This window comes from Fructilactobacillus sp. X7R9C1, assembly GCF_059901005.1.
In genome coordinates this window covers 155,077-180,195 of record NZ_JBWXVG010000002.1, presented here as the reverse complement: position 1 = coordinate 180,195, position 25,119 = coordinate 155,077, and the positions used below count along the sequence as shown (strand labels likewise).

The window sequence follows — 25,119 nt, the reverse complement described above, 5'->3', positions numbered from 1 at the left end:
CTATTTAACCCGATGTTTTAAATCACGAAGAGCCAAAGCTAAAGCAGAACCAATGAAGCCCAGTCCAACGAGCCCTAAGAAAGTAGAAGTCTCTTGCCCGGTTTGTGGCAAAACGTGCTTGTTTTTCTTAACGCTCTTTTGGTTGGATTGATTAGTTGCTTGAGGAGCTTGCTTACCTTGAGACTTCATAGTCATTTGGTGTCCAACATTAGTACTTGAAGTCTGGTTCTTACGGATTGTTGAAGTAGGAGTGGTGGTTTGCTTGCCACTGTTATTAGGCTCATTAGTGTTATTCATTGGTTGATTTGGTTGATTAGGAGCAGTCGGTCGCTGACCTTCGTTGCCAGGAACTGATGGAGTTTGATCCGAAGGCTTTGAAACGTTGTCACCATGATTGTCTGGAGTTACCGATGATCCACCGTTATTTGTTGGTTGATTGGGAGTAACTTGACTGCCACCGTTTCCATTTCCACCTTGGTTATTTGGCGTACTTGGGTTTTCCCCATTTCCACTGTTGTTTCCACCATTATTATCAGGATTTTCTGGATTAGATGGTTGGTTCTCGCCACCATTGTTTCCAGATTCGTCAGGGTTGGTAGCATTCTTAGCCAAAACCGTTACAGGTACGTAGAACGTCTTGCCGTTTGAGGAAGAAATCGCTACTTGATACTGACCTGGTACTTGGTTATTAACCTTGGAAGTATCAATCTTAGTAATCGTTGCCGGGGTTCCATCTTCATTCGTGGCAGTGGCACCATAAGCTGCGGCGTCAGTTGGAACACTGTCACCAGCGTAAATTGTGATGCCGTGGGCGGTAATGTTGGCCTGGTTAGCTAAAACTGTTACTGGTACGTAGAACGTCTTGCCGTTTGAGGAAGAAATCGCAACCTGATATTGACCTGGTACTTGGTTATTAACTTTTGATGTATCAATCTTAGTAATCGTTGCTTTAGTTCCGTCTTCGTTTGTGGCAGTAGCTCCATACGCTGCGGCGTCAGTTGGAACATTATCACCAGCATAAATTGTGATTCCATGAGCGGTGATGTTAGCTTGGTTGGCCAAAACAGTAACTGGTACGAAGAAAGTCTTGCCGTTTGATGCGGTAATGCCAACCTGATACTGTCCTGGTACCTGATTATTAACCTTGGAAGTATCAATCTTGGTAATCGTTGCCTTTGTTCCATCTTCGTTAGTTGCACTAGCACCGTAAGCTGCGGCGTCGGTTGGTACGTTGTCGCCAGCATAAATGGAGATGCCGTGAGCCGTAATGTTGGCTTGGTTAGCTAGAACAGTGACCGTAACCGTCATACTTTGACCATTGGAGGCCGTGATGGTTACTGGATACTGACCCGGTACTTGGTTATTAACTTTGGAAATATCGATTTTGGTAATGGATGCTTTTGTGCCATCTTCGTTGGTAGCTCCAGCGTTATAAGCCGCAGCGTCGGTTGGGACAGCATCACCGGCATAGATCGTAGTTCCTTGAGCATGAATTGAGGATTCATCTTTTACTGGATTTCCCCAAATCCATGTTCCGGGATGAGCTTCACCGTTGGTTAATTCATCTGAAGATAAGGCATTCTGACCAGGAATCACGTGGCCATTGGCGTCGACTTGAACCCAACCAGCGTATTGACTAGGAACCGCTTGCAAATGAGAATCCAACAAACCAGTTTCATTGCCTAACTTGAGCTCACTTAAACTTTGATCGTTTGCAAGCATGTCAGTCGTGTTAGTGGTTTGGGTATCAAAGTTGGAAAGGTCCAAACTTTTAAGGCCAGAGCAGTTGGCAAACATGTTACTCATCGACGTCACGTTACTAGTGTCCCAGTTGGTAATTCCACTTAGGTCCGTGATGCTTTGATCACCGTTAAACATGTAACTCATGTCAGTTGCTTTACTAGTATTTAAGTTTGAAAGACCTTTGATGTTGAAGCCGTCAGTTAAAACACCGGTTCCGCAGAACATGTAAGCCATATCAGTTACATGACTGGTATTAAAACTACTTACATCTAATCCTTCCAATCGATAAGTAGATTGGAACATGCTGTGCATTACTTGAGCACTATTAGTATTTAGCTTGTTTATACCGTAGATACGCTTCAAAAATTGATCATCTTTAAACATGTTATAGAATCTAGTTACCTTTGATGTATCAATGCCACCAAGGTTTACATATTCAAGTTTAGTTCCGGTCATTCCATCCAAACCAGCGTTGGTGTAAAACATAGCATCCATGTCGGTTACATTACTGGTATTCATTCCCGTCAAATCAACCGACTTAAGTGCATGGTTGTCTAAGAACATATTGGTCATTTTGGTACAGTTCGAGGTGTCAAGGTTGTACAAGTTTTGATAATCTTGAACACCACTCCAATAAGCGAAGAGACCGTTAGCGTCATCAACAATTACCTTGGAATTAAAGACAACGTGTTGAACTTGTTTATAATTTTCTTGCAACCAACTATCAAGTTGAAATTCATTGCCTAAATCTCCACCGTCATTAAAAGAGAGTGTTCTAGTTTGGGCATCATAAACGTACTTAGCAGAACCCCAGGTTCCCTGTTGCGTCTGGTCAGCCAACTGAACATTTTTGACTGGTTGAGCGTTAAATTGAACAGCTTGGTTATTTTGAACGTTGTTAGTAACTGAATTAGCCTGATCATCAGTCGTTTTGGTTGGGTCTTGCTTCGAAATCGTTGGAGCAACGGCCGTTTTATTTTGGTCAACCTGTGGTTGGTCAGTATTGACTGGATTAGTTTGCTTCTTCACACCCTGGTTATCAGCGTTTTGCTTGGTAGCTTTTTGATCAGTTACTTGTGATTTGTCAGGCTGAGCGTTTGAAGCATCAGTCGTTTGATTATTAATTTGGAGCTGGTTCTGTTTAGCAGGCTGAACAGTTGATTGACCATTATTTTGCTGGTCATTTGATTGAGCGACTGCCGGTTGATCATTACCGCTTTGGTCTTGCACTGATGAAATAACGGTGTTCTTCTGAGTCGTTTGTGATTCTGCTTGCGTATTATTTGTTGCAGGCTGACTTGATTGGTCATCCGACTTCTGTTCATTAGCAGTCGGTGCCTTATCAACCTGAGTTTGATTATTAGTTGTCGTTGGGGCAGCTTTAGTAGCATTTACAGAAACTTCGCTACCTGCAGCTTGTGCATCGGTTTTCACATTATTTGTAGCCGGTTGAGCGGTGGTATCAGCACTCGCTCCAACGGCTAAACCAGAAACGGTAGCAAAGGTCACCAGCCCGGCAACCATCCACCGCTTTCCAGCTTTATACATTTTGAAATGTTTCTTTGGATTACTTAACATAAAAACTCCTCCCGCTCCATTTAAAAACACACTTTGTGAAGTAATAATAATTACAATCACGGCAATTAAGGTCCATTACCAATCAAGCAATTAATTAATACTTCACAAGAATAACGTGGATTGAACAAAGTTAACGAAGTATTTTATGAATAATTTATCCAAAATTAAAATAATAAGTTAAGAAATACGTAGGATAGCACTAGTTTGCGTACATCATCACAATTTAAACGATTTTAAAATGTATGTTACATAACATAATATTTGTAACTTTTATCATTGATTATAGGTAATTTGTGAAAAATAACTATGTAATTTCAATAATAATTTAATAATCATTGTTCGCTTATAATCGCCGTCTTATGCGTGATTTCTCTGATTATAATTTTTATTCAATAATAAAAATTGATGTATCACAACATTATTAGCAATTCAAATATGAGAACAAAAACAAAAAGAGTTCACTATCATTTTTGGTAGTGAACCCTTTTGAAGTTGTTATAAACGATCCTAAGGACTGCTAAAATAAATATATACTATGTGATGGGTGATGTGAACGTGACTAAACCAATTATCAGAAATACCTACGATGCAATGATTATCTTGTTAGCAATAATTTCCATTGTGCTGACCGTTCTTCAGTTCTTAAATAAGCTTAATCTTGACGCTGAACCATACGTGGCTATTGACGATGCCATCTGGCTGATTTTCACCGTCGACTACTTCGGTGGTCTCTTGCTTGCCAAACCAAAATGGCGGTACATAAAAACTCATCTGTTTGATTTACTCGCAATCATTCCATTTGGGTACGGCTTATCCTTCTTCAAAATCTCTCGGGTAGCCCGATTAACCCGCATCTTCCGACTTTTCAGGGTCGCAGGCGTCCTTGGTAAATTCAAAGAACGAATCGAACGGTTTCTTAAAACCAACGGCTTCATTTACCTATTACTCATATGTACGATTATTATCTTGCTGTCAGCCGTCCTCTACTCCATCGTCGAAAACACGTCGCTCACTAACTCGATCTGGTGGGCCATCGCGACTACCACAACCGTTGGTTACGGTGATATTAGTCCTAAGACCGAAATTGGGAAGGGAATTGCCGTGGTTTTGATGTTAGTGGGCATTAGTTTTGTAGGGATGCTGACGAGTACCCTCACTACCTTCTTTTCCAAGGAAACAGACTACGGACCCGTTTCAGAGGCAGATGAAATCCGAAAGTTCAAAAAGTTAATGGACGATGACATTATTACTAGAGAAGAGTTTGAACGGAAAAAACGGGAATTGTTGAGAAAATAGAACATGATTAAGACTTAACGTTAATACTTGCGATTATCAAATATTCATAAACTATTACGACAATGTAAAGTAAAATATTGGTACAAGGAGGATATTCATTATGTCAACTCAAAGTTTTAAAACCAATTTAAATTTCACAACAAAGTCTGCTCTTTCACTATATGACGCAATAAACGAATCCAAAAGAGTAGATATTAAAGCGGAAAATCCCGTCAAAGAATTTAGCAGTAAAGATCCTAGTAGTTTACATCAAGAATTTGATTCATTATTTAGGAGAAAATAATTAAGAAGTTATTCCATATAAAACAGTAAACAAACAAAACCTAAAAATCATCAAATGTTTAATTAGATATTTATACCAATAAAGAAAATCATCCTCAAATAGTGATGATTTTCTTGCTTAACTTATACAATTCACATGAAGCTAAAGTAATACAATTAAAAATACATTCTCTAATCTAAGTCAAAACATTTAATGATTTATAGCTTAACTTTCTTTTTAAAAACAATTGCATTGAAATTAATCTCAGAGTATCATTCTAATCAATCAAGTGGAATTAGACACAAGAGGAGAGGAATTTATACTATGGAAAAATTTGACAAGCAGCACAACCAGATGGCACTTGCCACAGGTGAAAAGAAACAACGTAACAAACTCGTTAAATCTCACAAGGGTTGGCTAAAGGTTACTACCGGAACCATCTTTGCGGCTTCAGGTTTGTTCGTCATGGGATCATTAAATAACCAAGTTAATGCCTCTACTACCCCCCCACTCAGCAATCGAGTGCAACTAACGTTGCCTTAGCAGCTGATGCTACACCAAACACGGTTCAAAGTGATCAGGGTAAAGTAGATAATGCTAAGACTAGTGTTAATAATGCTCAAGCTGGAGTAGATAATGCACAAAAGAATGTTGATAATACTCAAAACAATGCCGACACAGCCCAGAAGAATGCTGACGCCAGTTCTCAAGCAGCTAGTGACCAACAAGGGGTCGTTAATAATGACCAAGGAGCTGTCGATAAAGCTCAAAAAGACGCTGATAACGCAACTCCAGACAACATTAAAAAGACCCAAGACGGAATTACCCAAGCAGGGAATGATGTTGCTAACGACCAAAAACAAGTAGATTCTGATCAACAGGGGGTTGACCAAGCTCAAAGCGACGTCAACAAAGCCCAAGGTACTGCTGACCAAGCTCAACAGGCACAAAATCAAGCCCAAGATGGGGTTAGTAATGCCCAAAAACAAGTTGATCAAGATTCTAGCAATGTAAACAAAGCACAAAGTGCTGTTGACCAAAATCAACAAAGCACCCAAGACGCCCAAAATAAGCAAAGCCAAGCAGAACAAGATAAGACTAAAGCACAAAGTGATTTGGATACTTTGAACCAAGGTCAAAGTGCCGCACAACAAAAACAAGATCAAGCTAAACAAGCGGTTTCTAATGACCAAAGCGCTATCAATCAAAAGAATTCTGATATTGCCAATGCTCAAAACCAAGTTAATAACGACCAGGACCAAATTAATCAAACAAATCAACAAATTGATGGTTTGAATCAATCTAAAAGTGCTTACAGTCAGGATATTCATATTCCGGCTGGTATGACATTGGATAATTTAAACCAATGGATTAAAGACCATCCGGGACAAGATGTTTCTGGTTGGTTTGCACAATTTGATCATGCGGGAATGACTGGTAACAGTTATCAATCAAACGACGCTGCTAAACAAGATAAGGTTAAAGTTGGTGTTGGAATGCCAGATGACACTAACTTTCCAAATCAGAAAGTTGCTTATCCTGAATTTACAGACAAACAATACCAAGAAATGCAAAATTACGTTGGTTGGTTAATTAATCAAGTACATCAAGAATTTGGCACACCAGAAATTCAAGTTGGTGGCGACGGTATGAAGAGCTTTATTGATGACTTATTAAGTGGTTACAACAATGATGGTTGGACCTTGAATAACAAGTATGACCATGATGATAACGCCATTAATAATGCCGCTGCCGCTAACGGTCTAGAGACTTATGAGGGCATGAATGGTTACGAAAATTTAGGCTCTGGTCAAATTAATTCAACTGAATTTAGTAACATGGATGATATTTACCGTGACTTGTTCAATCAAATTATGGATATGTTATTTAATGATTCTGCTTCTGACTATGGTCATGAAGAAAGTTTGGTTGGTGTAAACACTATCACTGGTACTGTAAGTAATGCTAAGTATATGGGCGTTGGTGTAGATAAAATGGATCAAATTCATATTGTCTTTGTTAGCCCCGACCAAATTAAAGATACTAATAAATTCAATCAGTCTGCTGCTTATGTAGCTAGTCCAGATACTCTGAATCAACAAATTAGTGACGCTCAAACAAAGCTAGCAAGTCAAAAGGATCAACTATCTAAAGATACGCAAGCTCTTCAAGGACTACAAAGTCAGCTCCAAGACTTACAGAAACAATTAGCCAATGACCAAAGTGACGTACAAAAGTTTGATCCTGCTAACTACCAAGACAGCATTAATAAGACCAAGGCTCAAATTAATGATCTTAATAATGAGATTAGCCAACAGAAACAAACGATCACTAATAATCAAGCTGCTCTACCGGGTCTTCAAGCTCAATTAACCCAAGCTAAGCAACAAACCGCTGGTGACGTTAATAAGTTAAACGACGCTAAAGATACCTTACAAAAGGCAACTACCACTAATCAACAAGCACAAAGTGCTTTAACTACGGCTAAACAAGATTTAGCTAATAAACAACAAGCACTCGTACAAGCCCAACAACAGCTAAAAGATGATCAAGCTAAGTTGGCTGCTTTAAAGCAACAATTAAGCGATTACCAAAATGCTGGTCCTAACTTAGCTGCCGCTAAAGATAAATTGGCAGAGGATCAAGCTAAATTAGCTGATTTGCAGAAACAAAGTGACGCTGACCAAGCTGCTTTACAACAAGCCCAAGACGCTTTGAACCAAGCTAAAGCTACTCTTGCTGACAAACAAGCTGATCTTTCAAAGGCACAAGCTGAATTAGCACAGGCAGAAAAAGCTGAAAACCAAGCTGAAGCTGACAAGGCAGCTAAAGAAGCCGCTAAGAAAGCACATGATCAAGCTATTAACCACGCAATTGATAACGCTCAACAAGGCACTCAACCACGGGCTGCTTACGGCAACCAACAAGGAACCGTTGCTACCGGTAACGTTATTCCTCAAACTTTCAAAGGTGTTAGTCAATTAAATAATGGCACTTACAGTTTTGATAACGGTAAGATTGTAGTTAATGCTAACGGTGACGTGATCAAACTTAATGGTCAAAACGTTTCTGGTTTGAAACTCTTGACTAACGGTGAAATTGTCAACGCCAATGGCAAGGTAGTTGCTACTATTGCCACTACCTCTTCCTCTAATTTTAAATTTTTAATTAATAATAAAAATTTACAAAAAAATCAAAGTATAAATAACAAAGTGTTACCACAAACTGGACAATCAGATACAACGTGGATGACAATTGTTGGATTACTAGCAACTATTATAGGAATATTTGGATTTGCAGATAACAGACGCAGATTTACAAAATAATAGCTAAATAATTATAATAAGTTTTATAATCATATTATAAATATATGGGTTCTAAATCAGTTAGTTGTGCCTAACTGTTTGGAACCCATTATTTTTGATAAAGTAAAGTTCTATTACTACTAAAAATTAATTTATCATTATACGCAATGGAATTAAAAAGGTGTTTTAACTGCTTCCATACTAGTGTATTGGAGTAAATGTAGTAAGGAGGTGATGACTATGGCCTCTAAAAACAACAAAAGACTTAGATTAACGGCATTTGAAATCAGCTTCAAATTGCCTTCTCTAAGTCTCACATTTGTCTTTAGTATTAAATAGTCAACCATAAGGAGCGATTTGCGCTCGCTCCTTACTACATTTTTAGTATAACACACTATCATCAATTACATATGGGAGGTATGACATGAAAACTAGAGAATGGAAAATTGGAAAGCACATAATCATCACGATGACACCACATCGGCCAACGTATAAAGACTGGCTCGGATTAGCCTTAATCGTCTTAATCATCGCTTTGATTATTTGGTGGCTCGTTTAACTTTAAACCAGCGCTTTACGCGCTGGTTTTTATTTATTGAAATAAGACCAACTCACATAATTATCATTTTTTACTTAAAACAATTGTATTATAAAAGTCCTTATAGTATTATCAATTATGTAAAATAATTTATAAGCAGAAAGGACTTATGTTATGAGTAAATTTATTAAGCATGATAATTGTAAGGTGTCAAAAGATGATAGTCATCAGTCGCACGTGAATCCAGTAAGGCTACATAAACGTTGGCTAAGGATTACTACTAGAAGCGCTTTAGTAGCGTCGGGAGTGTTTGCAGTGGGAGTATTCAACAATGCTGCTAGTGCAAACGTCCAGACGCAACCCACTAGTCAACAACAAAATGGCACGTCTAATGCCGTCTCAACTGATCAAAACCAGGTCAACCATGACAAGACGGCTGTAGACACCGACCAAAAGAACGTCGACTCCGACTCTCAAGCCATAAGTAATCAACAAGGCGTGGTGAATAAAGACCAAGCGGCCGTGGACAAGGCCCAAAAAGAAGCGGCCGATGCCACTCCCGAAAACATCAAAAAGACTCAGGACCAAATTAATCAGACCGATAACGACATTAAAAAGGATCAAAGTCAAGTTAATAACGATCAAAAAGCCGAAAATGACGCCCAGGCGACCGTGGAGAAAGATGAAAAGAACGCTGATAATACTCAACAGGATCAAAACCAAGCCCAAAATGACGTTAACAATGACCAGAATCAGTTAAACCACGATACTGACGCACAAAATCAGGCGCAAAGTGCCGTTGACAACAACGAACAGAGCACCAAGGATGCCCAACAAAAACAAGATCAGGCTAAGCAACAAAAAGCGGATACCCAAACCACGCTTGACAACTTAGATAAGTGGCAAGCTGCCACTAAGAAAAAGCATGACGAGGCCGAAAACAACGTTAAACACGACCAAGCTGCCGTCAACAAAACGAACCAAGCAATTAGTAACGCGCAAGATGACATTAGTTCGTGGAACTCAACTCTTAGTGACGCGCAAAGTACCTTAAACGACGAGAAACAGTCTGAGAGTGCCTTTGAGCAAAGCATTCACATTCCCGCTGGCATGACCTTACAGGGCTTTCAGCAATGGAAGCAACAACATCCAAACGAAAACGCATCCGACTGGTTCAACCAGTTTGATAATGCGGCAATGGCCGCCAACCACTACCAACCGAGTGACATTGCGAAACAGGATTATGTCCAGGTTGGGACTAACAGTAATGGCCAGGAAACCCCGCAATTCACCAATAATCAAAAACTCGAAATGGCAGAATACGTCCAATGGCTCATTAATCAAATCCACAAACAGTTTGGTACCACGGACATTGCAATCGGTGGTTATAGTATGGACTACTTTATTGACAACTTGATGAACGCTTATAACCAAGATGATTGGAACATTAGTAACAAAAATGGTTATGACGTCAACGCCATCAACAACTTGGCAGCCAAGTATGGGCTGAAAGTTTACCCCGGAGCGGACGGTTATGAAATCGTTACCCCTGGTGACATGACCTTTGACAATTACACCACCATGGATACCATCTACTCCAAACTTTACAGTATAATTATGAACTTGCTGTTTAATGACGGTAAGGCATCGGATGCCCACGAGATGAGTCTTTTAGGTCTCGACCCGCAGACCGGAAACGTCAATAATGACAAGTACCTTGGCATCGGCGTTGATAACTATGGTCAAGTTCACTTGGTCTTGATTAGCCCAAGTCAAATTCAGGATTCGACTAAGTTTAGTGTAACTGATACAGGCATCGTGACTCCCGAAACACTGGAACGCCAAATTGATGACACGCTCGAATTAATCTCAGATTGTAAAGGAGCAATCAAACGTGCCCAACAAACGCTAGAAAACTCACAAAACAAGCTGGGACGCCTGACCAACCAATTAGGTAACGATGAAAAGCAAGTTACCCAGTATAATCCAGATAAATGGTCCGCTAACATTCACAAAGCCAAGACCGAAATCAACGACTTAAACAAACAGATTGCCCAGCAGCAACAAATCATCGACCATAACAACGCTGCCCTTCCTGGCTTGCAGAACAAGTTAGCTCAGAACAAACAACGGGTCGCAAACGACGCCAACCAACTCCATAACGATCAAAACAAGTTACAAAAGGCAACTACCGCAAATGAACAGGCCCAAAATAATTTAGACAAGGCCACCCAAGACCTCATCAATAAGCAAAAAGCCCTTGAACAAGCAGAAAAGCAACTTCAAGATGACCAAGCTAAACTGGCCGCCTTACAAAAACAACTGATTAATTACCAAAATGAAGCCAATAACTTAGCTAACGCCAAGGCCAAACTTGCCAACGATCAGGCAAAGTTAGCCGACCTCGAAAAACAAGCGGCCGCCGAACAAGCCGCTCTGGACAAGGCAAAGAGTGACCTAGCAAAGGACCAAGCCGAATTGGCTCATGACGAGCAGGCTGCTAACCAAGCTCATGGTCAAAACACGACCAAAAAGGCGCACGCCCAAATCATCAACCATGCCATTGACCACGCGCAACGGACCACGAAACCACGGGCAGCTTACATCAACCGCTCGGAAACGGTTCGTCCTGAAAGCGTCCAGACGACCAATGAGTCCGGCGTAACTTCGTTAACCGAAGTTAAGTATCGCATCAGTAAACAAGCCGGTAATCATTTGACCACCTCACCGCTTGCTTATCGTCAATCTGTCAAGGTTGATAAGCTGACGAGTAAGAAGCAGGGAACTTCAAATGTGACCCTTCCTCAAACCGGTCAATCAAATACTAGTTGGTTGTCAATCGTTGGACTTCTTACAGCTCTGATGGGCATCTTTGGATTAGCTGATAAGCGCCGTAAATACCTCAAATAATCTTTCACACATTGATATCCTAATAAACCCTAGTGATCATCACTAGGGTTTATTTTTTAATCGTGCTAATTGGATTTTATTTTAAATAATCGAAATTCATGAAAAATTGCTCCCTAAAGTGCGTATCTAAATAATGAACAAACAAAAAAGGAGAGATATCATGGAACTAAATGAATTACCACTGAATCTATGTGAACCACTTAAGCGAAAGATGCGCAACGAATTCGCGGTCGACATCAACTCGATTTTACCGTCACAGGTGAACCGGAAACTAACCACCTACACCATCAATTGGAATTCGGTCCTGTTGCTCATCAATTTAAAGGACGCCCACAACCAATTTGATTCCCTCGTCGTCGACCGTGTCTCGGGTTTTACGCTCGTGAAGCAAACCACCAACGTCTTGATGAAGGAGCTGTGGCAAAAGAACCGCCTGTCCCTTGCGAAAATCAAAACGCTGGCGAGTCACTGTCAGATTAACAAGAACATCCCGTACGTCAGAAATGACGTCCAACTCCTGCGCTTAAAGCCCATTGACCACTGCAAGCGCAACACGTCGTGGATCGCCTATCACAACCTCAATCATGTGATTCGCAAGGGCGACGACCGCCTGGAACTATACTTCAACGACATCGTCACTCCGATCTATCTGGACGGCTCTTTTCCCTTTATCAAGAAACAGGAGGAGTATTCATACAAAATCAGAAGTTTGGAGGAAAAAATATCCAGACTGGTAAATAACTTGTTTGGCTGTCAAGATAAGGGAAATTCTAACTATCACGGTCCGATTTCAGGTGGATCCAGCTGGGAAGACTTAAGTAATCTATTGAAATAATTTAGTAGTCTTTAACGTATCGAAACTCACAATGATACTTGCGACCAGCTAACTTCTGTGCTAGTTGCTTATTGCGATAGAAATGACCACCCTCGTTCATGTTAACGATTGGGTTCACCCCGTTGTTCACGTACGTCAGCATGTCAACGTGGTAATCGTCGACTTTTTGGCGCCGCTCTTGGAGATAAATCCCGTCACCAGTGGATTGCGTCCAACCGTACAGATTAACGGTGGCCGCCTTTCCCTTTGGACCTGATTGCCACGGAATGTAACTCATGTTGCGTAATAACGACCAATTTTCGGTCTTTTTGATGTAACTGTTACTTAGTTTTGTGCGGTTGCCAATTTCCTTAAAATGGGGCTTATACTTGGTTTGATGGATCGTGACACGATATGTATCTGGTTTGGAATTGACATCGTAAATAGTCGCTGAACTCGTCCTTTTCGTGTTGCGGATGATGCTGTACCGATTGGTTTTAGTTGAATAGGAATACCAGTTCCCGCGGAACTTCGCTGGAAAACTAGCCATGCTCATGCCCTTACTGATCTGTTTCTTGTGATGATGGTGCAACGCAGCAAAACCCACTCCAGCTAAGACGATCACTAACAGTATTAATACTCCAGTAATGATGAAATAATTTTGCTTTTTCATGGTCCCCTCCTGATTAAAGTCAAGTAATTAATATCAAGGAATAATCATTATAGTTTAAGCATAGATCATTGCGTGGTAAGGTGCCAGATGAAATCGTTATTATCCAAATCCTTGAAGGAGGACTTATTAATGAAACTTAGAAAAGTTGGAAATAAAAGTGTAATTACGATTCCAAAACAATTTAACTATCCTGAAGGCACGGACTTTGACGTCAAAAAAGAAAGTGATGGGTCGTTAAAGTTAACACCTAAACATCGAAATCCATTTGAAGGAACATGGTATCTAGATGGACTAGATGAAAAGCAAAGGAAAGATTTTAGGCAAAAGGAAGAGTCGGGGAAAGTGATGGGAAGGGAGATAAACAATTAGGTAATATTATTACAGCAAAAAATAAATATAATTGTTGACAATGATTTCATTTATCGGATAATTTAGCTAGCAAAAATTACAAATGAATTCGAAAGATGCCCACAGTTAATTTGATTTCATCTTCGTCGATCGAATAACTGATTTTACAATCGTAAAGCAGACCAACAACATCATGATGAAAGAATTATGTAAAAAACAAATAGTTATTCCTTGCTAAACTAAAATCAAAATAAGAAGTTTGGCGTAAATGATATGCTGGCAAGTGAATAATTCGTTTGGGTATAAGAGAGACAATAGTGTTGACTATAAAACTGCAATTTCATATGGAAAAGACAAAATCTGTTACTACAGTAAACTGATTTTATCTTATGCTAATAAAAAGTCATGATATAAAAATATCATGACTTTTTAAATGGAAATTGATTATATATTTAGTAAAGTGCACCTTTAAAAGTAATAGTATCATCTCCATTAACCAAAAACTGAGAAAACTTTAATTCTTTCTTTTCCAGAAAACTGATGTTATACAACACATTATTAAAACAATCAGGGATGAAATTATACTTTCCCACTTTAATTAAATCTAGCAATTTTTCTGCAATGTCAAATTCATTAATAAAACCAATTGAATATTCTTGTTTAATTTTATCCATATTATTAACAATCGAATCAGTTTCTTCATTGTTCCAAATTAGTACATCAAGATGACCTTTAAAGTTACTAATGTCCATACCACATTTATTTTTTGGATCAAATTTATCAAGCACATCAGAAATAAATGATGAACTTTCTTTCAAAAAGCTTTCCCATCCCGATGTCTCTATATATGGATTACTTTCTTCTGAGTTTTTTTCATCCTCTTCCTCTTTATTTTTTCCGTCTTCTTCTTTTTTCTGTTTATAAAAGTTAGAAATTATACTTTTACTATTTATATCAAATAGATCAACTGAATTTACAAACAAGTCACCAGACAAACCAAAAACTAATTTAGATGGATAAAAATCATCAGAAAATCCCTTTGAATCAAATGTTTGTAAAATTTTAAAAGCGTATAAAAATTCTAACAATTGATTAGAGTTATCAATTGACATACTATCAACTTCAACCATATTAAACTTCCTCCCAACAAATTATGCTTATCACAAGCATACATCCATAAAGTATTCTGACAATTATTAATTAATTGTTTAAATATCCTCCAAACTTACATTATCTTCTCAGAATTTCAAATATTTTTTTAATACATTTCTTAGTATATAAGCTTTTACTTTATTAAGAATTTCATTGAAAGTTCGGGCTAATTATGAAATAATCGGAACATTCACAATATAACCATACGATAGTAAAATCGGCTGGAGGAATACCATTGACAAATGAGTTTTTAGAAACAATTTCTATCTTAATAACAGGTAAGAAATGTAACCCATTAATAAAAATTTATCAACTTTATATGAAAAATCCAAAAAGAGACCCATTACAATTCATAAAACTTTTAAATAAAGCCTTTGATAAATATCAATTGATTACCAATCCTAAAGATATAAATACTTACCTAGGTACAGATAGTGAAAAGAATGATTACATTGAGTTAATGGAAGAATTAGATTTGTTAAATGTAAGAATACACGTTTATTTACTACTTACCATGCTCATAAATAAAGAAGATCTTTTACAAATCAATAAATTTTTAAAAGCATTTCGTAGTTTAGCTATTATATATTTATTTTTTTCAAATAAAAATCCTAATAAACTAATGAAAGAATCACCATCTGCAAAAGATAAAGTCATTTCAATACCTGATTTAACAAATAAATTATATAATCACAAGATTTCAATTAATAATGTTATAAATGACATACATGATACAATTAAAACCATTGATGAAGAAAAACTCAAAGGGAATATTTTCAATACCAAAATTAACAATAACAACGAAATAAGAAAAATAACATGTGTTTTAATGATAATTTATAATCTTAAACTAAGAGATGCAAAATCAAATCGATACCCTTGGGAGCTTGAACATATCTTGCCTCAAAGCATTGAAGACAAACCAACCTGGATCAAATGGTTTACAAATAAAGACTCGAAATTGCAATACAAAGAATATATGCAATCTATTGGAAATCTTACAATTTTATCAAAAACTGATAATGTAAATGCTAGTAATAGTGAATTTTGTGAAAAGAAAAAGATTTATAAATCAAGTAAAATTAAAGAAAACACAGAAATTGCTAAAAATTCAAAATGGACTCCTAGAGAAATCAATAATAGATCTAAAGAGTTGTCCAATTTAATCGTTAAAACGTTTATGAAATAATATCAAAAATGCAGTAATACATGATTAAATCATGTATCATTGCATTTTTATTTTAATTAAATTTTAAGATGTATGCTTCTACTTTTTACACCAAAAGGCTGTGAAACATTATTGTGAAAATATTTATTAATTTTTTATAATCAAAGCGCTCACGTTCATTGGCAGCGATAATATTATTTAATAATCCAATAAGTTGACTTATTTTTTCTTGTTCTGATCTATATGGAAATTTAATTTTAATTTCACTCATAACATTATTCATTAATTTAGGATTTCCAACATGCGAAACAAATTTAAATGCAATTCTATTTAAAATTTCAGCCATAGCATAATTTGCTTCCCCCTTTTTTGAGATTAAAACTCCATTCACATTTGTACTGTAAAACTTTCCAGATCTATATTTTACTGTTCCTGCATTAGCACCATCAGTTGTCCAAGTTATTGCATTTTCGAATAAATATTTTGAATAATATCCTAATAAACCATTATTAGAAGTTTGCGAAGAATAAACAGGATAGATATTAGTAGAAGTTTTAAATGATGAAACTTTATTTTTAGATAATACATCTCCACGTGTAACTCTAAATATTTCATTAACCTTACGCTGCTCCCAAACTAAAGCGCATATTTGCTTTGTGTATTTAGCTTACTTTTGGGAGCAGCGTGAGCTTGGAGAATTATCAAATATTTACAGAGGTGCATCTCCACGACCGATTAAAGATAAGAAATGGTTTTCTACTGATAGTAAAGTTGGATGGTTAAGGATATCTGATGTAACTAGTCAAAACGGTTTAATTTATTTTACTTCTCAGCATTTGTCTAAAATTGGAATGGAAAAAACAAGAGTTTTAAATGATCCACATTTAATTCTGAGTATTGCTGCAAGTGTAGGGAAACCAGTAATTAATTTTATATCTATTGGAATTCATGATGGATTTATTGTATTTGAAAATCCAAGGTTTGATATTTACTTTATGTTTCAACTATTAAATGAAAATAAAGATATGTGGGTAAAATATGGTCAGCCTGGATCTCAAGTTAATTTAAATTCAGACATCGTACGTAGGCAGAAATTTTATATTCCAAAATTCTCAGAACAACAAAGAATTGCTACTTCAATGGAAAAGATTGATCATGTTATCGCTGCCAATGAACTTAAGCAAAAAAGCATTCATACTGTAAAATATGAATGCTTTTTTAAATTTTTAGCTATTTAATTTCACAATCTAGATCAAACTAGCCAAATGTTTCATGACTTTATCATTATCCTGATTTTCTAACTCCTGAATAATATGAAGATATGTTTGTTGTGTTGTCGTCATATTAGAATGTCCCAGTCTTCTTGCTACCGAAGCAACGCTAACACCAGCATACAATAACAAAGATGCATGCGTATGACGTAGTCCATGGATCGATATAACTGGAATATTAACTTTTTTACACAGTCGTTCTAACTTGTGATTAATCGTATCATTATAAACCTTGCCATGAACGAAAACTGGCTTATCTTGCGGTAAATTCTTCGTTAGCTGAGAAAATTGGATTACTGTTTGCCAATCTAAGGGTATCTTTCTGACTGAAGATCGATTTTTTGTTGGTGCATAGCCACCTTCAGCTGACTTATAATTCCATGTTTTACTTATATTAAGTGTCTGATGAGCAAAATCAAAGTCCTCTGGAGTAACTCCTAGAGCCTCAGCAAACCTTAATCCCGTCTTAGTTATCAATAGAATAAAGTAATCCCAATTAACTTCAGACCCTAAATCTAATGAGTTTAAAAGTGCCTGTAACTCATATTGATGTAAATACTTAGTCTTGTGTTTCCGTTGTTTAACACCCTTAATAATCGCCTTTCTAGTTGGATCACGATCAATGAAATCCTCTTCTAATGCATCAATCAATGATCCCTTTAAATGCCGATGAAAGTCCATCGTTGTCTGTCGTTCATGACTTTCAGCATAATCGTTTAAAAGTTGTTGATACGATAATCTACTAAGGTCTGACAACAATAGTTCTGGTGCCAGTTTTACCAACTGTTTATGAGTCATAATGTACTTTTCATAAGTAACATCCCTCACCGCATCTAACTTATACAACCTCATCCATTGATAAAAATATTCGTGAAACTTTACATCCTGTGCCATTAAAGCACCTCCATAAAAAATAAGTCGTTAGAAAGCTAACGACTTATTTTATCTTAAAGGTCTCACTCATCAGGATCGTAATTCACATTTTTTTGACATTTATACGTATTTTTTAAACAAACATGTTTTGCATCAAGTATTTCTTCAAATTTTTGAGTTCATCGATCCTACGTTCATTGGCAGCGATAAGTTTGGTAGAATACTCTAATATTTCCCCAATGTCATCCTGTTCAATTTTTTTAGGCATATTAAACTGTATGTCGTTAAATTTATCCATATCTAAATTTCGTCTAACAACACTAGCTCCCTGGATTGAAGATTCTTTATATTCGTATTGCATCTTAGGTAATTTTATTAAATATGACACAAATTTGTTTTCAGCATTTTTTATATTAAATGTTTTATATGATGGAGATACTAATCCATTCTTAAAAGAATCATTATAATTTATATTTCCTAACCATAAATTTTGCGGAGAAAGTACTATTTGACCTAACTGTAAAATTTTATAACCCTTATTAGTGCTTGAGAAACTTCTTCCATTTCTTAACTCTATCCCACTGTTTGTTGAACTAAGAATAGGATATTGATTATCTATAATAGACTTATTAACTGATTCATCTAAGACATCTTTTAACTTACGCTGCTCCCAAGGGTCAGTAAATCCCTTAAATCTCCAATTTTGACTAAAAATTCGTTGCATTAACAACTTTTTTAGTTGTTTTAGCTGCTTCAATTTACGTTCATTGGCAGCGATAAGTGAATCAATATCAGAAAGAAAAATACCGATCTTTAATTGTTCTTCTATAGTTTTTGGCATACTAGTTACTATTTTTTTTAAGTTTTTTTGACTTATTCCTTTGGCCGTTCCACCAGAAGATATTTTCATAATTTGTCGTTGGAATAAGTTAGATCTTAAGTATTGTTCAAAAAACTCATTATTCACTTTGAATTTATTTGTTTTAAATGCAATTATTCTCTGACTTAATATATATTTTTTATTATCAGGAACCAATGTGACATTTCCAGCTGGGGCTTCTGTAGTAAGAAGAACATCACCAGCATTAAGTTCTTTGTCCCCCATCCATTTTTTATAAAGATCATCATCAGCAAAATGTGCATCTACTAAGTTATCAATATATCCATTTTTTACATTTAAAGCTGAAAGAGCAAGAATATTACCATTATCACTCCATTCCAATCCAATCTTTTTTGGTGTCTTACCTCGATGATCCAAGACATCGTCTAAATTGTCATAGAATTTACGCTGCTCCCAAGGGTCAGTAAATCCCTTAAATCTAATTTTTGGAGTCATTTCTTCATTTTTCATTTAAACAGCCCCTTAATTTGCTCAAGCTGCTGTTGAGCGACAGCATCCTGACCCACAAGATCGTCTAACATCCCTGATATATCAGTTTCTAACCCACTAATTTCTTTATCAGTAGATTGAATATCTGATACTAATTTATCAACATCGACAGGAGGTTCTTCCTCAAAAGTATCAACATAACGCGGAATATTAAGGTTAAATTCATTCTCCTTAATTTCGTCTAAGTCAGCCTTATGAGCGTATTTATCTACGTCTTCGCGTTTCTTATAAGTTTCAACAATCTTATCAATGTCTTGTTGACGTAAAACATTTTGATTCTTGCCCTTTTCAAAATCACTTGAAGCGTCAATAAAGAAGATATCTTTATTACTACGATGCTTAGAGAATACCAAGACAACCGTCGGAATTGAAGTTGAATAGAAAAGTTTTGCTGGAAGCCCAACAACAGCATCTAAATAATTTTTTTCAATCAAAGTTTTTCTAATGGTACCTTCAGCTCCACCACGAAATAAAACACCATGTGGTAAAACGATCGCCATTTTACCTTCGTTGGATAAATGATAAATAGCATGCAGAACAAAAGCAAAGTCAGCTTTCGATTTAGGTGCTAAACGACCAAAATCTCTGAACCGTGGATCTTTCATCTTGCGTTCATTATTGTCCCAATTTGCAGAGTAAGGTGGATTAGCAACCACAGCATCAAAGTTTCGCGGATGATCGACACCGTCACTGTCCATTCCGTCTGGCCAATCCATTTCTAGTGTATCGGCGTTTCGTAGATCCATATTTTGATACTCCACACCATGCATCATAAGATTCATTCGTGCCAAATTATAAGTTGTCGTATTTAACTCTTGTCCAAAGAAACTAACTCGTCCTTCATAACCCTTATGTTTTAACACATCTTGAACGGTCAAAAGAAGCGAACCAGAACCCATGGCCGGATCATAAACCGTAAACTGATGATCAATTCCATTAAAGTCAGAAGTGGCTAATTCTGCTAACAATTTGGAAACTTCATGAGGAGTATAGAATTCACCAGCTTTTTTACCTGAACTACTAGCGAATTTAGCAATTAAATACTCATAAACATCCCCAAGAATATCGTGCCCATCTGCATCATTATAGTTAAATTTATTAACCATTTTAACGATATTGTTAAGAGCACGGGCTCTAGAACTCATGTTATTACCTAGACGAGAATTGTTAAGATTCATATCAGTAAAGATGCCACTGAAATCTTGGCGAGCTTCTTTATTAATTTGAGCGTTTCGGTTAAAATCATCAAACATTTCTTGAAAGTCAGTGGCAGTAATAGTGCCATCTTCAACTTTTTGATTAATCGTAGCCCAGGTATATTGAGGTGCAATGGCATATCCAAGTGAATCAGCAGCGTCTTCCAAATAATCTTTTAAACTATCATGATCTTCTTTAACAGCTTTTACATATGCGTCATTGATGGTTTCACCATCTTGTAAATCAAATAAATCAGCATTTTTTTGGTATTGTTCTTGACGTTCAGATAAATAACGGTAGAACATAAAACCCAGGATATAATTCCGGTATTCACTAGCATCCATATTCCCACGAAGTTCATTCGCCATCGCCCATAGTTCAGAAGTTATATCTTGTGCTTCTTTTGTTTGTTTTTCAGCCATTATTTAGTTCCTTCTCCATTTTTAATATTCTTGAGTTAATTTATCTGCGAATTTTTCTACCGCTTTACGTAAATTTATTCTGTATTTAATCCTTGGAAGTGACTTAACTTCTGGATCAATGGCATCTTGATGATAATAATTTTGAGCTAGATTAATGATCTTTTTTAATTCTCCATTGTTATCAAGGTCATCATTACCATAGATATGACGATCTAAGATTTTATTAAATAAATCCTTGGTCCCATCAGCATCAACAAATCCATACTTCTGGCGAAATTTTAAGATCTCACTTCGTCGTGATAGGTCTTCCTGATTATCCATTAAGTCTTTCATGTCATCACCGTTTAATGGATATGAACCAAGTTTAGATTTATCGATTTCATCATTTTTAATTGCTTCAGCAGTTCGCTTAATTTTTTGTGCATACTTCTCTTCAACTTGATCAGCAAGTTCATTTAACTTGTTATATGTTTCGACAGCACCATCTTCGTCCTCATCATTAACCTGATTGGCAAGTCGAGCCAATAGTTCTCTTAGGTAATCATAATCGACATCAATTTCATTAATGTGTTCCATTTTAAAATCAATGTCAAAATCAGGATCATCTTTTTTAAACGTATTCTTTAGTTCCCGTTGGATTTTAGTGGTTAATGCAACCTCTTGGTCCTCAGAAATTCCTAATTTGTCTAATAAATCATTTGGATGATCATAATCATATTCGTCGTATTGTTTCAGAGCTACAACATTATTATTGTAAGTTCTGAGTAACTTCAAGGTTTCCTTATCTTCATCACGGCTAGGTGAAATGTATTGAAACCCATGTGTTAGTGTATCTAGTTTATCAACTACTTCAGCTGTTTCCGAAATCTTGTCACGAAAGTCAGGTTGGATGACATCATCATCTGAATCCTGCCCAATTGGAAGTTTCGTTTGATAATTAGCAGAATCTTTGTTGGCATAAACCGCCAAAGCATCATTCATCAAATCTTCAGATAATTTCGGCCAACGATAATTAATAATTCGGCCAAACCGTTTATAGTTTGAATCCTGAATTCGGTTAGTTCGTGAATATGCTTGAATTAAATTAGCTCCGTGCAAAGTTCTATCCACATATAACGTATTTAATGTAGGAGCGTCGAATCCGGTCAAAAGTTGATCGACTACAATTACTAGGTCAAGATAATTTTTATCCGGGTTACTTCGGTTCAGCCGTGACATGACGTCTTCACGATATTCTTTAAGAGTAGTGTCATCAAAATTTGTCCCAAACGTTTGATTATATTGTTTTACTGCTTCCCGTAAATTTTTATTGGTTTCTATCATATTATCGCCATTAGAAGTATCATTGCTAAAAGTCACTGCAACTTTTAAAGGATGATCAGAATTAGCTGTTTTTTTAGTAATAGTATCATAGTACATTTTGGCCATTTTAGATGACGAAGCCATCCCACCAACATGAGTGGTCAAAATGGCACTATACTTATAATTCACAGAACGATTCTTCCATTTTAAAAGAATATCATCAACTACTTTATTAATGTGATCTTCATTATAATCATAAACACTACTTGATACCTGATCATCCATATCAGCTTGAGTTAGATTATCAATCTTATTATTAATTTTTTCTTGCGACCATTTGGGATACTTCTGTCGATAAAATTCAGGTAAATACTGGGTTCTTAAAATTGATTCTGGCAAGGTCGTGTTGAAGTCCACTTTAAATCCAAGCACATTATGGTCGGCAATTGCCTGACGAATGGTATAAGCATGAAGCAAATCACCAAAAATTTCTCGAGTCGTGGGTCCATCACTTTTACCATTTTTATCAGCAAATTTTGGTGTCCCTGTATATCCAACCCATTCAGAATGTGAAAATGCATCTTTAGCACGTTGCAACATATCACCACTAGTGGAACGATGAGCTTCATCGACGATAAACAAAATGTTTTTATCAGGTAATTTGGTTTTTCTTTGAACTAATTTATCTAGCTTTTGAATCGATGTTACAACAATTCCATTACCGTTACTTTTCAACTTTTTAGCTAAATCTCTGACGTTGGCAGTATTATCAACTACCCCATTTTTATTATTATCATCACTATCAGGATCATAAGCGGAATAACTTTCAGCCGTTTGTTGCGTTAAAGCGCGTCGGTCAACTATAAAGACTACTTTATCAACATTAGGAAGACGTGATGCTAGCCAAGCTGTTTTAAAACTACTAATAGTCTTACCCGATCCTGTGGTATGCCAAATATACCCTAATTTTTGATCTGCCTTTTCAAAGGTAGCTGTTTTTAACTTATTAATGACTCGTTTAGTGGCATAAACTTGATAGGGACGCATGACCTTAATACTTTGATGTCCCCTAGATCCGTCTAAAATCATATAATTAGTTGCCATTTCGTGCGCCATAGGAATGGATAACACCCGATTACTAAAATCACGCCAGTTTGATACTGGTTCATTATTACTTTCTTTCTCCCATTGAAAAGCAAAATCAGTATTGAAATCATCATAAGGAGTATTAGCCATGTAACGTGTTTCATTTGGTGTCATCCCAACCAAAATCTGAAGAGTTGAAAAAATATCAGTATATTGGCCCTCTTCAATGTATTTTTGCATTTGATTAAGAGCTTCTTTAGCTGGATGGTCTGCACGCTTTTCTTCAATTTGAATAATAGGTAGACCATTAATTAACATGGTTACATCAAACCTACAACTCTTCATTCCAGAAATCTTAGCAGGTCTCTCAATTTGATTAACTATTTGATAAATATTATCTCCCGCACCAATTTGATCCTGTTTAAAAACTGTCAAAATGGCTTGCTTTCCATTATCCAGATCAACACTTACTTCTGACTGGCCATTAAAACCATACAAAAAACGACCTGCCAAATATGGAGTATGGAGATCTTCAATTTGTCGTCTAACCTGAGCAAATTCGTTAGTGCTGAGCGGTTTTTCTAATTTATCTTGATTGTGCTGTTCAAGAATCGTTTTGAAATTAGTCCATAATTGGTCAGTTGTTTTTATATTTGGCTCATATTGCCACTGTTTATCGTTTCCAATTTTAGTTAAATGATCGATTAATTCGTCTTCAAATCCTAGTTCTGATTTCATAAATATAATTCCAGCCTATCCCTATTTAACTTATTACTATTAATAAGTTAATAATATCACTAATCTAAGTAAGGAAAAAGAGAGCAATTAAAAGAGACTATCCAAATGGGTAGCCTCTTTTAATTTATTTAAATTTTATATAAATGCCTGTAAAAGTAAACACTATTCGATAATATACTTGCTAATATTTTTGTGTGCTTTGCAAAGTACATCAATCATAACTCTAAGTGTGTCATCGTCCATACGAACCCCCTGCCAAGCGTTCTCATTTAAAACCCATGTTTTTGTAAAATTATAGGGCACTAATTTAATTGTTGTATTCCCGTTATCCTCTTTAACCTGTCTAAATAACCAATAATCAGCGGTGTCGCCATTGCATTTTATCCAATTAAAACCGGTGTAGTGGTCAAAACTATAATAGACGTCTCCCAGATATAAACTGGGTATATCTGTTTGAATGTCTAGTGTATAAATACTCTGGGGAGTACCAAACACACTAATTTCCGCCGTATGTGTTGCGTTGTCATCGTCTAAACCGCTATCGAAAAAGATGAATTCTTTAACGCTGTTATCATCAATCATAGTTTTACCGTCTCCGTCCACGTCAATCATTGCCGGGAAGGCTAAATTTCCAACTTCTTTAATTTCTGGAATGCTCATTTTTTCCGCGTCACTCTTTGGATAAATTAAAGCCATTTTTTCTCTTCCTTTCTTATTTATAAAATAGTTATCTATACATCGCCCAAAACATGAACGGGTAACCAACGCCACTCATAATAATGCCAAAAAAGATAACTTGGAAAAAAGTGGGAAATATCACAAAGCTTACTAACATGGCAATGGCGAAAGTCGTCCAAAAGGTTTTAACCCTCTTATGATGTAATTCACTTTTTTGGTAAACGATTTTTTTACTCCGTTGTTGTTGTTTGATAAAATCTTGTTTATTCATTTTTAATCACTTCTCTTTGCATTAATTAACATATTTAATTGTGAATAATCTAATTTTATCATTTTTTATAAATTATTTTAAGAAGAACTTCTAAAAAGCTATGA

Annotated in this window: 21 protein-coding genes; 11 read left to right on the top strand and 10 right to left on the bottom strand. The window is 36.3% G+C overall.

Features of this window, described 5'->3' with window-relative positions:
• Complete coding sequence (locus AC6UD0_RS02560) at positions 1–3,321, bottom strand: BspA family leucine-rich repeat surface protein (RefSeq protein ID WP_500708047.1); 3,321 nt, start codon at positions 3,319–3,321, stop codon at positions 1–3.
• 555 nt (positions 3,322–3,876) lie between these two features.
• Here AC6UD0_RS02560 and AC6UD0_RS02555 point away from each other — a divergent pair.
• From AC6UD0_RS02555 to AC6UD0_RS02520, 8 genes are all read left to right on the top strand, one after another.
• On the top strand, positions 3,877–4,617 hold the full coding sequence (locus AC6UD0_RS02555) for an ion channel (RefSeq protein ID WP_500708046.1): 741 nt from the start codon (positions 3,877–3,879) through the stop codon (positions 4,615–4,617).
• A gap of 100 nt (positions 4,618–4,717) precedes the next feature.
• Complete coding sequence (locus tag AC6UD0_RS02550; RefSeq protein ID WP_500694142.1) at positions 4,718–4,900, top strand: hypothetical protein; 183 nt, start codon at positions 4,718–4,720, stop codon at positions 4,898–4,900.
• 303 nt (positions 4,901–5,203) lie between these two features.
• Entirely contained in the window at positions 5,204–5,422 is a 219-nt protein-coding gene (locus AC6UD0_RS02545; RefSeq protein ID WP_500708045.1) for a hypothetical protein, read from the top strand.
• A 342-nt stretch (positions 5,423–5,764) separates the two neighbouring features.
• A complete protein-coding gene (locus AC6UD0_RS02540) occupies positions 5,765–5,893 on the top strand; it encodes a hypothetical protein (RefSeq protein WP_500708044.1) in 129 nt (42 codons plus the stop codon).
• A gap of 110 nt (positions 5,894–6,003) precedes the next feature.
• Positions 6,004–8,205 carry an SEC10/PgrA surface exclusion domain-containing protein gene (locus AC6UD0_RS02535; RefSeq protein ID WP_500708042.1) on the top strand — a complete coding sequence of 734 codons (2,202 nt, stop codon included), beginning with the start codon at positions 6,004–6,006 and terminating at the stop codon, positions 8,203–8,205.
• 403 nt (positions 8,206–8,608) lie between these two features.
• Positions 8,609–8,743 (top strand): hypothetical protein, encoded by a 135-nt coding sequence (locus AC6UD0_RS02530; RefSeq protein WP_500708041.1) that lies wholly within the window; start codon positions 8,609–8,611, stop codon positions 8,741–8,743.
• 153 nt (positions 8,744–8,896) lie between these two features.
• Positions 8,897–11,632, top strand: a complete 2,736-nt coding sequence (locus AC6UD0_RS02525; protein WP_500708040.1) for an SEC10/PgrA surface exclusion domain-containing protein — start codon at positions 8,897–8,899, stop codon at positions 11,630–11,632.
• A 211-nt stretch (positions 11,633–11,843) separates the two neighbouring features.
• Positions 11,844–12,467, top strand: coding sequence for a hypothetical protein (locus AC6UD0_RS02520; RefSeq protein WP_500708038.1), 624 nt, complete (start codon positions 11,844–11,846; stop codon positions 12,465–12,467).
• Position 12,468: 1 nt separating this feature from the next.
• Here AC6UD0_RS02520 and AC6UD0_RS02515 read toward each other — a convergent pair whose 3' ends face one another.
• Positions 12,469–13,119, bottom strand: coding sequence for a hypothetical protein (locus AC6UD0_RS02515; protein WP_500708037.1), 651 nt, complete (start codon positions 13,117–13,119; stop codon positions 12,469–12,471).
• Positions 13,120–13,248: 129 nt separating this feature from the next.
• Between AC6UD0_RS02515 and mazE the strand changes: the two genes are divergently transcribed.
• The gene (mazE, locus tag AC6UD0_RS02510) at positions 13,249–13,488 is read left to right on the top strand and encodes a type II toxin-antitoxin system PemI/MazE family antitoxin (protein WP_500708034.1); all 240 of its coding nucleotides are present in this window, start codon (positions 13,249–13,251) and stop codon (positions 13,486–13,488) included.
• Between the two features lie 431 nt (positions 13,489–13,919).
• Here mazE and AC6UD0_RS02505 read toward each other — a convergent pair whose 3' ends face one another.
• Positions 13,920–14,597 (bottom strand): hypothetical protein, encoded by a 678-nt coding sequence (locus AC6UD0_RS02505; RefSeq protein WP_500708032.1) that lies wholly within the window; start codon positions 14,595–14,597, stop codon positions 13,920–13,922.
• A 257-nt stretch (positions 14,598–14,854) separates the two neighbouring features.
• Here AC6UD0_RS02505 and AC6UD0_RS02500 point away from each other — a divergent pair, with 257 nt between their 5' ends.
• Positions 14,855–15,808, top strand: coding sequence for an HNH endonuclease family protein (locus AC6UD0_RS02500; RefSeq protein WP_500708030.1), 954 nt, complete (start codon positions 14,855–14,857; stop codon positions 15,806–15,808).
• 85 nt (positions 15,809–15,893) lie between these two features.
• Here the strand turns inward: AC6UD0_RS02500 and AC6UD0_RS02495 are convergent, their stop codons facing one another.
• Positions 15,894–16,436: a restriction endonuclease subunit S gene (locus AC6UD0_RS02495; RefSeq protein ID WP_500708068.1), complete on the bottom strand. Its 543-nt coding sequence runs from the start codon at positions 16,434–16,436 to the stop codon at positions 15,894–15,896.
• A gap of 7 nt (positions 16,437–16,443) precedes the next feature.
• Here AC6UD0_RS02495 and AC6UD0_RS02490 point away from each other — a divergent pair, with 7 nt between their 5' ends.
• A complete protein-coding gene (locus AC6UD0_RS02490) occupies positions 16,444–17,025 on the top strand; it encodes a restriction endonuclease subunit S (protein WP_500708027.1) in 582 nt (193 codons plus the stop codon).
• Positions 17,026–17,034: 9 nt separating this feature from the next.
• Here the strand turns inward: AC6UD0_RS02490 and AC6UD0_RS02485 are convergent, their stop codons facing one another.
• From AC6UD0_RS02485 to AC6UD0_RS02460, 6 genes are all read right to left on the bottom strand, one after another.
• Positions 17,035–17,952, bottom strand: a complete 918-nt coding sequence (locus AC6UD0_RS02485; RefSeq protein WP_500708025.1) for a site-specific integrase — start codon at positions 17,950–17,952, stop codon at positions 17,035–17,037.
• A 112-nt stretch (positions 17,953–18,064) separates the two neighbouring features.
• Positions 18,065–19,282 carry a restriction endonuclease subunit S gene (locus AC6UD0_RS02480; protein ID WP_500708023.1) on the bottom strand — a complete coding sequence of 406 codons (1,218 nt, stop codon included), beginning with the start codon at positions 19,280–19,282 and terminating at the stop codon, positions 18,065–18,067.
• Complete coding sequence (locus tag AC6UD0_RS02475; protein ID WP_500708022.1) at positions 19,279–20,940, bottom strand: type I restriction-modification system subunit M; 1,662 nt, start codon at positions 20,938–20,940, stop codon at positions 19,279–19,281. The genes AC6UD0_RS02480 and AC6UD0_RS02475 overlap by 4 nt, the downstream gene beginning before the upstream one ends.
• A 21-nt stretch (positions 20,941–20,961) precedes the next feature.
• Positions 20,962–24,066: a type I restriction endonuclease subunit R gene (locus AC6UD0_RS02470; protein WP_500708021.1), complete on the bottom strand. Its 3,105-nt coding sequence runs from the start codon at positions 24,064–24,066 to the stop codon at positions 20,962–20,964.
• A 162-nt stretch (positions 24,067–24,228) separates the two neighbouring features.
• Entirely contained in the window at positions 24,229–24,762 is a 534-nt protein-coding gene (locus AC6UD0_RS02465; RefSeq protein ID WP_500708019.1) for a hypothetical protein, read from the bottom strand.
• Positions 24,763–24,793: 31 nt separating this feature from the next.
• Positions 24,794–25,015 carry a hypothetical protein gene (locus tag AC6UD0_RS02460; protein WP_500708018.1) on the bottom strand — a complete coding sequence of 74 codons (222 nt, stop codon included), beginning with the start codon at positions 25,013–25,015 and terminating at the stop codon, positions 24,794–24,796.
• Between the last annotated feature and the right edge of the window lie 104 nt (positions 25,016–25,119).